The following is a 9,980-nucleotide window of genomic DNA, read 5'->3' as shown; positions in this document are numbered from 1 at the left end:
CGGGGGAAGAACGGCCGGGCAACCGTTCCGATCGCAACGGAAGACGCCCGCAGCGCCCGGCGCTCCCCCTCGTACGCACCCCGCGCCCTCCCCCGAAGCCCCTCGCTCACGCCTCCAGCGCGCGCCGCAGCCGCTCCGGGTCCACCCGCCAGAACGTGTGCTGCTCCCCGTCGACCAGCACCACCGGGATCTGCTCCCAGTACTCCCGGTGCAGCGCCTCGTCCAGGGTGATGTCCTTCTCCTCCCAGACGGCCCCGGTCCGGCCGCACACCTCCTCGACCACGGCCCGGGCGTCGTCGCACAGATGGCACCCCGGCTTCCCGATCAGCGTCACCACACGCCCGTCGGCCTTCTTCTTCGCACGCCGCAACAGAGGACTCATCCCCCCATTCTCCGCCCGCGCCCGACCCCGTCCGACGCCCGGGCACCGTGAAGAACCGGCCATCCGCCACACCGCCCCGACACCGCCGCCGCACCATCGCCGAAGCCCCGCCCGATACCCCGGACGCACGGACTCCACACCCCGGCACCCCGGCGTGTCGGGAAGTTCCGAACAGACTGGCTATGCTCGCCGCATGGCCGCATTCGGATGGCTCACCCCCCGTAGGCGCTCCGCCACCGCACGGAGCGTCCTCGCAGGCGAGGCGGCGGCCGAGGCGGCGCGCACCTCATCGCGAGAGCTGGCGGAAGCCACCGCTCCGCAGCAGACCGACGAGCAGGCCGACGAGCCCCGCTTCCCCGTCGCCGGGGATGTGCGGGCCGCCGCCTTCTTCGACCTCGACAACACCGTGATGCAGGGCGCCGCGCTCTTCCACTTCGGCCGGGGCCTCTACAAGCGGAAGTTCTTCCAGCGCAATGAGCTGGCCCGGTTCGCCTGGCAGCAGACCTGGTTCCGGCTCGCCGGCGTCGAGGACCCCGAGCACATGCGGGACGTCCGCGAGTCCGCGCTCTCCATCGTCAAGGGCCACCGGGTCTCCGAGCTGATGAGCATCGGCGAGGAGATCTACGACGAGTACATGGCCGACCGGATCTGGCCGGGCACCCGGGCGCTCGCCCAGGCCCATCTCGACGCGGGCCAGAAGGTGTGGCTGGTCACGGCCGCCCCGGTGGAGACCGCGACCATCATCGCCCGCCGACTGGGCCTGACCGGCGCGCTCGGCACGGTCGCCGAGTCCGTCGACGGCGTCTACACCGGCCGGCTGGTCGGCGAACCGCTGCACGGCCCGGCGAAGGCCGAGGCCGTCCGCGCCCTCGCGGCGGCGGAAGGGCTCGAACTGGAGCGCTGCGCCGCCTACAGCGATTCGCACAACGACATCCCGATGCTCTCGCTCGTCGGGCACCCCTACGCGATCAACCCGGACACCAAGCTCCGCAAGTACGCGCGGGAGCGCGAGTGGCGGCTGCGCGACTACCGGACGGGCCGCAAGGCGGCCAAGGTCGGCATCCCGGCGGCAGCCGGAGTGGGAGCCATCGCGGGCGGCACCGCCGCCGCCGTGGCCATCCACCGCCGCCGCCGCTGACGGCCGCCGATCGCCCGCGTACCGCCCGAGACCCCGCCCGAGACCGCCCAAGACCGGCTGAGACCGCTCCGCGCGGTACGTCACCCAGAGTGCGCCACCCCGGGAACGGTCATATTGCGATCCGATTCGATCAATAAACGCTCATGCTTCGCTAAGAGAACCGCCTCCCAAGCGGCACAGAAGCGACGGAAACGGTGATTTGAGCAACTGGGTGTAGCACTGCCTGTACGAAGCGTTATTCTCCTCAGACGCATACGGGACCCCGTCCGTCGCCACGACGGGTGAACGGTTCCGCACTGCTCGTGATGGAAGCTCTGCCTCTGGGAGTCCCGTGTACCCACACGTCGGGGTTGACGCCTCGGGCCTGGCTACGCTGCGCGCGGCGGTCCTCGACCACTTGCGCGGCTTCGTCCCCACCGCGTACGCCGTCCCCGCGCTCGCCCTGCCCCGCCTTGCCACCAGCGGTCCCGCCGCTCCCTGCTACGCCCTGGCCGACGGCCGCGCGGCCGTCGGCAGACGCACCTCCCGGGGCGGCTCGCACGCCCCGGCCACCGCCCGCCGACCCAGCGCCGACAGCGACAGCGCCCGCATGATGGAGCTGGTCGAACGCGCCCAGGCGGGCGAGGCCGAGGCCTTCGGCCGCCTCTACGACCAGTACAGCGACACGGTCTACCGCTACATCTACTACCGCGTCGGCGGAAAGGCGACCGCCGAGGATCTGACCAGCGAGACCTTCCTGCGCGCCCTGCGCCGCATCTCCACCTTCACCTGGCAGGGCCGCGACTTCGGGGCCTGGCTGGTCACCATCGCCCGCAATCTGGTCGCCGACCACTTCAAATCCAGTCGTTTCCGACTGGAAGTGACCACCGGCGAGATGCTCGACGCCAATGAGGTCGAGCGCAGCCCCGAGGACTCCGTGCTGGAGTCCCTCTCCAACGCCGCGCTGCTCGAAGCGGTGCGCAAGCTCAACCCCCAGCAGCAGGAGTGCGTGACCCTGCGCTTCCTCCAGGGCCTGTCGGTCGCCGAGACCGCCAGGGTGATGGGCAAGAACGAGGGAGCGATCAAGACCCTCCAGTACCGTGCCGTACGCACTCTCGCCCGCCTGCTTCCCGACGACGCCCGCTGACCGCCCTCAACTCACCATCGGTGACGCCTCGATGACGCACTGGTCCGATCATCCTTCGCGCGTAACCCAAGTGCCGCGACACTCGTTGTCCGGGATGCAGGCTCCCTGTGGTCACGCCAGGTCCACAGCCACTCACTCGATCGTGTGGCCGTGTTCACGGCGTGCAACCTTTCAGAACCCCGGGGGAGTCGACCGTCATGACGAGAGGAGGTGCCGCCAGTGATCGCGAACGTATCGGCGCACCGGCGGGCGAACGCCTTCGCCCAGGCCTTGGAAGACCAGGCGGCCGGGCAGCCGGATGACTCGGTCGAACCGACCGAGCGCGGACGGCTGTTGGCCCTGGCATCCGGTCTCGGCGAGCTGCCGAAACCGGAGATGGATCCCGAGGTCAAAGTGGTGCAGCGGGCACAGCTCGTGGCAGCCATGGAGACCATGCTCCAAGAGGGCACGGCCTCGGGCGGCGAGCACACCGGCCCCTCGGTGCCGGAGCAGCGCAAAGCCGGCCGGGGTGCCCACCGGGCCTCCCCGCTCCGCAAGCTCAGACCACGTTCCCGCTGGTCAAAGGGGCTCGCGGCCGGCGGACTGACCGTCGGCGTCGCCGCCGGAGCGTTCAGCGGAGTGGCCGCGGCCAGCTCCGACGCGCTCCCCGGCGACACGCTGTACGGGCTGAAGCGCGGCATGGAGGACATCCGGCTCGGGATGACCGACGGCGACTCCGACCGGGGTGAGCTCTACCTCGACCAGGCGTCCACCCGGCTCAGCGAGGCCCGCCGCCTCATGGAGCGCGGCCGGGCCGGCGATCTGGACCACGAGTCGCTCGGCGAGGTCCGCCGCGCGCTGAACGGCATGCGCCACGACGCCAAGGAGGGCCACCGGCTGCTCCACGCGGCGTACGAGCGCGACGGCTCGCTCGGCCCGATCCAGAAGCTCAACTCGTTCTCCCGCGCCCACCGCGACGCCTGGGCCGGGCTCCGGAACCGGCTTCCGGCCCAGCTCACCGATGTCGGCGACGAGGTCACCGATGTCTTCAGGGCCATAGAGGACGAGGTCAGCCCGCTCCAGTCCCTGCTGCCCACCCCGCCCGAGCAGGGCCGGGGATCCTCCCAGCGCCCCGGCACCACCTCCCAGGACACCAGCCGTACGCCCTCCTCCGGAGAGCGCACGACCCCGTCCTCGACCCAGGCCCCCGCCGCTCAGAAGAACAGCTCGGAGACCGCCAAGCCGGGCCCCTCCGAGTCGGCGGCGACCAAGGACAGCAGTCTGCTCGGCGGCGACGGCACCGGCCTGTTCGACTCCCCGTCGAACGACGCCTCCACCCCCGCCTCGGGCAAGTCCTCCTCGTCCCCGAAGGCGGATGTCACCATCCCGCCCCTGCTCCCCGGCATCCTGCCGGGCCTGGGGCTGGACGGATCCGAAGAGGAGTAGCGACACCCAGCTGGACCCCGAGGCCCGCGCACCCCGGTGCGCGGGCCCGGAACGGGGGCGGGCGGGCCGGAGAGATCCGGCCCGCCCGCCGTGTGCACCGGCCTCGAAGGCTCAGAAGAACACGGATCTCCGCCGCACCAGCAGCTTGTACAGCGTGTGCTGGATCTGCTCCCGCACCTGATCCGTCAGATTGAACATCAGCATCGGGTCCTCCGCCGCCTCGGCCGGATACCCCTTGGTCTCGATGGGCTCCCCGAACTGAATGGTCCACTTCGTCGGCAGCGGCACCGCGCCCAGCGGCCCCAGCCAGGGAAACGTCGGCGTCAGCGGGAAGTACGGAATCCCCAGCAGCCGGGCGAGCGTCTTGGAGTTCCCCAGCATCGGATAGATCTCCTCCGCCCCGACGATCGAGCACGGCACGATCGGAGCCCCCGCCCGCAGCGCCGTCGACACAAACCCGCCGCGCCCGAAGCGCTGGAGCTTGTACCGCTCGCCGAACAGCTTCCCGATGCCCTTGAAGCCCTCCGGCATCACCCCGACGACCTCACCGCGCCGCAGCAGCCGCTCGGCGTCCTCCGTGCAGGCCAGCGTGTGCCCGGCCTTGCGGGCCAGCTCATTGACGACCGGCAGCACAAAGACCAGATCCGCCGCGAGCAGCCGCAGATGACGGCCCGCCGGATGCCGGTCGTGGACGGCGACCTGCATCATCAGCGCGTCCAGCGGAAGCGTGCCGGAGTGATTGGCCACCACCAGCGCCGGGCCGTCGGACGGGATGTTCTCGATGCCCTTGACCTCGACCCGGAAGTACTTCTCGTACAGCGGCCGCAGCAGGGACATCAGCACCTGATCGGTGAGCTCCTCGTCGTAGCCGAACTCGTCGACCTCGTACTCGCCGGTGATCCGACGGCGCAGAAACGCCAGCCCCTCCGCGACCCGGCGGTCCAGGCCGCCGCCGTCCTCGCCGTCGGCGGGGTCCTCGCGCGAGGAGCGCGCCCCGGGCAGCGAGCTCACCGGGGCCGGACCCGCCGCCCCGGGCTTGCGGCGCGGCGAGCGCCGCTGGTCCGCGCCACCGCCCCGCGCACGGTCGTCGTCGAACGGAATGACCTTGGCATCCGCCATCGTCTGCCTACGCTCCCTCTCCGGCACCGCTCCGGGCCCGCCGTCCGGCCGACCCGCCGCCTCGCCGCCCCGCGCCCCCGAGGGACGCCTCCACCCGGTCCACCGCCCCCGCCAGGGTCTTGGGCGGCAGCAGCCCCGGCGGCCGGGACCGGGCGAAGTCGGCGAACGCCTCAGCGGTCGTGAAACTTGGCTCAAACCCCAGTGTCTCGCGCATCTGTACGGTGCTCACCACCCGCCCATGGGTCAGCAGCCGGATCTGCTCCGGCGAGAAGTCCGTGACCCCGACCGCCCGCAGCGCGGAGCCGACCCAGGTGACCGCCGGCAGCAGCACCGGCAGCGTGGGCCGCCCCAGCCGCCGCGCGCACTGCGACAGCAGCAGCACCCCGTCCCCCGCGACATTGAAGGTGCCGCTGTTGAGCGTGGCCCGGCGGGGCTCGTGGAGCGCGATCCCCAGGACGTCGATCACATCGTCCTCATGGACGAACTGGAGCCGGGGGTCATAGCCGAACACCGTCGGCACCACCGGCAGCGAGAAGAACTCGGCGAGCGGGGAGTCCGCGCGCGGTCCGAGGATGTTCGCGAAGCGCAGTACGCAGACGGCGACGTCGGGCCTGCGCCGGGCGAAGCCGCGGACATACCCCTCCACCTCGACCAGGTCCTTCGCGAAGCCGCCGCTCGGCAGCGACTTGGGCGGGGTGGTCTCGGTGAAGACCGCCGGATCCCGGGGCGCGGAGCCGTAGACGCTCGTACTGGACTTGATCACCAGCCGCCGGACGGTGGACGACTTCTGGCAGGCCCCGAGCAGCTGGAGGGTGCCGATGACATTGGTCTCCTTGACCGCCGTCCGCCCGCCGGCCCCCAGCGGGGTGCCGGTGACATCGAGATGGACGACGGTGTCGACGGCGTGCTCGGCGAGGACCCGCCCTATCGCGGGGCGGCGGACGTCGGCGTGGACGAATTCGGCCCCGCCGAGATCGTGCGCGGGCTCCACCACATCGACGCCGATCACCCGTTCCACCGCGGGATCGCGCCGCAGCCGCCGCACAAGACGGCCGCCCAGCTGCCGGGCCACGCCGGTGACGAGCACGACCTTTCCCAAGATCAGCGCCTTCCCTGAGGTCGGAATAGAACTTCCGTCGTCACCGTAGCGGTTCGCCCCGGGAAAACACCGCGGCCCCCTCACCATGGTGGTGAGAGGGCCGCGATGACACGTACAGCTGCCGTATTACTTCTTGTTACGACGCTGAACGCGGGTGCGCTTGAGCAGCTTGCGGTGCTTCTTCTTCGCCATCCGCTTGCGCCGCTTCTTGATAACAGAGCCCACGACTACCCTCGCTCACTTCTCTTTACTCGGTGCGGGGCGTCTGGGCCCACACGACCTACGTCGGTCCAGCCTACCCGCCTGAGCATCGAGGTTGTAATCCGAGGGCAGCCGCCCGGTTCCACTACGCGGATTCCACCCCCACAAAGGACTCGCGGAGATAGTCGTGAACCGCTTGCTCCGGTACCCGGAAGGACCTCCCCACCCGGATCGCCGGCAGATGACCGCTGTGTACCAACCGGTACACCGTCATCTTCGACACCCGCATCACCGAGGCGACTTCCGCCACGGTAAGGAACTTGACCTCGTTAAGAGGCCTCTCGCTGCCAGCAGCCATGACCCACCTGTACCTTCCGCGCAAGACGCCCACCGGCTTCCCCTCCGGTGACTCTTCGTCGCTACGCGCTCACTCCCCAGACTAGGGGCGGGTGGTACGAGTGGGGAAGAGGAGCAGCCATCGGCCGCCTACTGTGACAGACACGCTCGATTGAGTACATAGCGCGTCAGCGGTCGGTAGCAGGGAGACCGCACGGAGTCATCGAGCGGCACCACGACCGCGACCCGCCCCTCGGCCTCGCCGACGAAGAGGGCGGGGTCGTCGACATCCGCCGGCCCCATCGCCTCAAAGCCCAGCTGACCTGCTCCGCAGACCCATCCGTGGTCCCCGACGACAAGGTCCGGAAGCGGTCCGCCGGCCTCCGCGAGACTCTCCAGAGCGGCTCGTACGGGGAGGGGGGAATGGGTGTGTGCGCCGGATTCACCATGGCTTGCCCGTACGCCGGATTCCCGCACCAGCGCGACGCCCCGTACGTAATCAATCGCGTATGTGCGTACTCCGAACCGGGTCGTTATGTCGACACATCGCCCCTGCGCGGGGGTGAGGAGGAGACAGCCCGCCGCCGACAAAGCGTCTGCCAGCCCCCCGTAGAAGCCGAGCAGCCGCCCCGGATGCCCGGTGCCCAGCAGCACCGCCCCCCGCGCCGCGGCCACCTCGCGCAGCCGGTCGGCGAAGGCGTCCAGCGCGCACAGCGTCCGGTCGGGGTCGATGACGTCGGGCCCGCTGATGTGCGCCGGATCGGCCGAGACTCCGCATTTCGCGGCCATGAGCGCGATCACGTCCCGCTCGGTCCAGTCCCGCTCGGGACCGAGCCCGAGGGTGACCCGGGGATCGCGCGCGGCGAACAGCCGATAACTGCGCAGGCTCTCCTCCCGTAGGGTACGCACGCTCCCGGCCAGCCGGGTGGCCAGAAGATGGGCCCGCAGCGCTGTGACACTCGTACTCGGCACACCGCCGATGGTGTCGCGGCCGGGGCGCGACCGGCCCGGAAACCCTTGCCCAGTCGCACGGTTGGCCCAACGCGCCGGCGTACGGAGGTACGGCCCCCCGGGCCCCTGGACGGCCCTCTGCGGCCCTGGAGGGGCCTCACGGCCCCGCCGGACGCCCGCGGGGGACCCGGGGCCCTCTCCCGTCTCTCCTACGCCAGCAGCCCCCGCAGCGGGAAGGCCGCCCGCCGGGTCGCCAGCACCGCCTGGTCGAGCCGGTCGGCGGGGTCGTACCCCTGGCCCCACTCCCGCCACACCGGCGTCCGGCCGTCCGTCATCCGGCGCGGCCCCGGCTGCCGGGTCCGCGCGTACACCTCGTCCCGCCACTCCTGCGGAGTCATCGACTCCGGGTCGATGGGCCGGTGCGCCGCGATACCCACCAGATGCGTCCACGACCTCGGCACGACGTCCACCACCGCGTACCCGCCACCGCCGAGCGCGATCCACCGCCCGTCCTCGGCGTACTCGTGCGCCAGCGAGTGGCACGCCTCCTGGACCGCGCGCTGGGCGTCCAGCGACACCGCCAGATGCGCGAGCGGGTCCTCGAAGTGCGTGTCCGCGCCGTGCTGGGTGACCAGCACCTGCGGCCGGAAGTCCGCCAGCAGCTCCGGGACCACGGCGTGGAAGGCCCGCAGCCACCCCTCGTCGCCGGTCCCCGCCGGCAGCGCCACATTCACGGCCCCGCCGTCCGCCGGGCCCTCGCCGCCGGTCTCCTCCGGCCAGCCCGTGTGGGGGAACAGGGTCCTGGGGTGCTCGTGCAGGGAGACCGTCAGCACCCGGGGGTCGTCCCAGAACGACGCCTGAACGCCGTCGCCGTGGTGCACATCCACATCGATGTACGCGACGCGTTCCGCGCCCAGCTCCAGCAGCCGGGCGATCGCGAGGGAGGCGTCGTTGTAGACGCAGAACCCGGCCGCGGAGCCCGGCATCGCGTGGTGCAGCCCCCCGGCGAAGTTCACCGCGTGCTCGGCGTCGCCGCGCCACACCGCCTCGGCCGCCCCGACGGACTGCCCGGCGATCAGCGCCGCGGCCTCGTGCATCCCGGCGAACGCCGGGTCGTCCACCGTCCCCAGCCCATACGCCCGGTCCGCGTCCCCCGGCCGCGCAGAGGCCGCGCGCACGGCCGCCACATAGTCCTCCCGGTGCACGAGCCGGAGCGTCGAGTCCCCGGCCGGCCTCGCGGACACCACACCGACGGCCCGGTCCAGCTGATAGGCCCGCACCAACTCCATGGTCAGCGCGAGCCGCACCGGGTCCATCGGATGGCCGTCCCCGAAGTCGTACTTCGTTACCGCCTCGTCCCACATCAACATCGTGCGGCTGCTCATCCCGCCACCGTATCGGCCACGCAGGTCAGACGAGCAGCGCGGGCAACTCCGCCATCGAGCCGAAGTACCCCTTCGCACCCACGAGTTTCTCCGCCGGGGTCATCGCCGTGAAGCCGTACACGTCCATCCCCGCGGCCACTGCGGCACGCACCCCGAGCACGCTGTCCTCCACCACCACACAGCGCCCGGGAGCCACCCCCATGCGCTCGGCGGCGTACAGGAAGAGATCGGGCGCCGGCTTGCCCCTCCCCACATCCTGCGCACTGAAGACGATCTCCTCGCGGAACCAGCGGTCCAGCCCGGTCCTACGGTGCCCCACCCGGATCCGCTCATGACTCCCCGAGGAGGCGAGACAGTACGGAACCGAGTCCGCCGCCAGCTTCTCCAACACCTCCGTCACCCCCTCGACCGCCACCAGCTCCCGCTCGAACGCCGCGAACGTCCGCGCGTGCAAAGTCGCGTCGAAATCGTCCGGAAGTCGCTCCCCACTCCGCTCCAGCACCAGATCGTGCACCCGGTGCACCGCCGCCCCCATGTAGTCCCGCAGCGAATCCTCGTACGAGGTGGGGTGCCCCAACTCCGTCAAATAGCCCGCGAGGATCGCATTGGCCACCGGCTCACTGTCGACGAGCACGCCGTCGTTGTCGAAGATGACAAGGTCATATCTCATCCCTCCAGCCTAGGAGGCCCATAAGGGTCTTGAACGCAAAAATGCCTCAGTCCCCGGACACAATGTGTCCGGGGACTGAGGCTAAAAATTGTTCGGCGGCGTCCTACTCTCCCACAGGGTCCCCCCTGCAGTACCATCGGCGCTGAAA

At 70.9% G+C, this 9,980-nt stretch carries 11 protein-coding genes; 3 read left to right on the top strand and 8 right to left on the bottom strand.

The annotated features are described in order from the left end of the window. Positions 1-106: 106 nt before the first annotated feature. On the bottom strand, positions 107-382 hold the full coding sequence (locus ABD371_RS28680) for a glutaredoxin family protein (protein ID WP_344483129.1): 276 nt from the start codon (positions 380-382) through the stop codon (positions 107-109). 193 nt (positions 383-575) lie between these two features. Between ABD371_RS28680 and ABD371_RS28675 the strand changes: the two genes are divergently transcribed. From ABD371_RS28675 to ABD371_RS28665, 3 genes are all read left to right on the top strand, one after another. Next, the gene (locus ABD371_RS28675; RefSeq protein ID WP_344483126.1) at positions 576-1,520 is read left to right on the top strand and encodes an HAD family hydrolase; all 945 of its coding nucleotides are present in this window, start codon (positions 576-578) and stop codon (positions 1,518-1,520) included. Positions 1,521-1,851: 331 nt separating this feature from the next. Then, positions 1,852-2,646, top strand: a complete 795-nt coding sequence (locus ABD371_RS28670; RefSeq protein ID WP_190125893.1) for an ECF subfamily RNA polymerase sigma factor, BldN family — start codon at positions 1,852-1,854, stop codon at positions 2,644-2,646. A 219-nt stretch (positions 2,647-2,865) separates the two neighbouring features. Then, positions 2,866-4,071: a DUF5667 domain-containing protein gene (locus ABD371_RS28665; RefSeq protein WP_344483122.1), complete on the top strand. Its 1,206-nt coding sequence runs from the start codon at positions 2,866-2,868 to the stop codon at positions 4,069-4,071. Positions 4,072-4,182: 111 nt separating this feature from the next. On the opposite strand, the gene ABD371_RS28660 is transcribed toward ABD371_RS28665, so the two are convergent. The 7 genes from ABD371_RS28660 to ABD371_RS28630 all read right to left on the bottom strand — a co-directional run bounded on the left by ABD371_RS28660 (position 4,183) and on the right by ABD371_RS28630 (position 9,832). Next, positions 4,183-5,190, bottom strand: coding sequence for a lysophospholipid acyltransferase family protein (locus ABD371_RS28660; protein WP_344483119.1), 1,008 nt, complete (start codon positions 5,188-5,190; stop codon positions 4,183-4,185). A gap of 7 nt (positions 5,191-5,197) precedes the next feature. Next, positions 5,198-6,289 carry an NAD-dependent epimerase/dehydratase family protein gene (locus ABD371_RS28655; RefSeq protein ID WP_344483116.1) on the bottom strand — a complete coding sequence of 364 codons (1,092 nt, stop codon included), beginning with the start codon at positions 6,287-6,289 and terminating at the stop codon, positions 5,198-5,200. Positions 6,290-6,415: 126 nt separating this feature from the next. After that, a complete protein-coding gene (locus ABD371_RS28650; protein WP_003948845.1) occupies positions 6,416-6,514 on the bottom strand; it encodes a 30S ribosomal protein bS22 in 99 nt (32 codons plus the stop codon). Between the two features lie 121 nt (positions 6,515-6,635). Further along, a complete protein-coding gene (locus ABD371_RS28645; RefSeq protein ID WP_003958488.1) occupies positions 6,636-6,848 on the bottom strand; it encodes a helix-turn-helix domain-containing protein in 213 nt (70 codons plus the stop codon). Positions 6,849-6,976: 128 nt separating this feature from the next. After that, on the bottom strand, positions 6,977-7,798 hold the full coding sequence (locus tag ABD371_RS28640) for a phosphatase (RefSeq protein ID WP_344483109.1): 822 nt from the start codon (positions 7,796-7,798) through the stop codon (positions 6,977-6,979). Between the two features lie 188 nt (positions 7,799-7,986). Further along, a complete protein-coding gene (locus ABD371_RS28635; RefSeq protein ID WP_344483106.1) occupies positions 7,987-9,162 on the bottom strand; it encodes an acetoin utilization protein AcuC in 1,176 nt (391 codons plus the stop codon). Between the two features lie 25 nt (positions 9,163-9,187). Next, on the bottom strand, positions 9,188-9,832 hold the full coding sequence (locus tag ABD371_RS28630) for an HAD family hydrolase (protein ID WP_344483103.1): 645 nt from the start codon (positions 9,830-9,832) through the stop codon (positions 9,188-9,190). Between the last annotated feature and the right edge of the window lie 148 nt (positions 9,833-9,980).

It is taken from the genome of Streptomyces amakusaensis, assembly GCF_039532665.1.
In the GTDB taxonomy this organism is placed as follows: domain Bacteria; phylum Actinomycetota; class Actinomycetes; order Streptomycetales; family Streptomycetaceae; genus Streptomyces; species Streptomyces amakusaensis.
This window is presented reverse-complemented; position numbering and strand designations above follow the sequence as displayed.

What these genes read in the sequence shown, in the direction of transcription:
- ABD371_RS28645 (WP_003958488.1), bottom strand. Translation starts at nt 6,848, where the DNA reads ATGGCTGCTGGCAGCGAGAGGCCTCTTAACGAGGTCAAGTTCCTTACC.
- ABD371_RS28675 (WP_344483126.1), top strand. Translation starts at nt 576, where the DNA reads ATGGCCGCATTCGGATGGCTCACCCCCCGTAGGCGCTCCGCCACCGCA.
- ABD371_RS28630 (WP_344483103.1), bottom strand. Translation starts at nt 9,832, where the DNA reads ATGAGATATGACCTTGTCATCTTCGACAACGACGGCGTGCTCGTCGAC.
- ABD371_RS28680 (WP_344483129.1), bottom strand. Translation starts at nt 382, where the DNA reads ATGAGTCCTCTGTTGCGGCGTGCGAAGAAGAAGGCCGACGGGCGTGTG.
- ABD371_RS28660 (WP_344483119.1), bottom strand. Translation starts at nt 5,190, where the DNA reads ATGGCGGATGCCAAGGTCATTCCGTTCGACGACGACCGTGCGCGGGGC.
- ABD371_RS28635 (WP_344483106.1), bottom strand. Translation starts at nt 9,162, where the DNA reads ATGAGCAGCCGCACGATGTTGATGTGGGACGAGGCGGTAACGAAGTAC.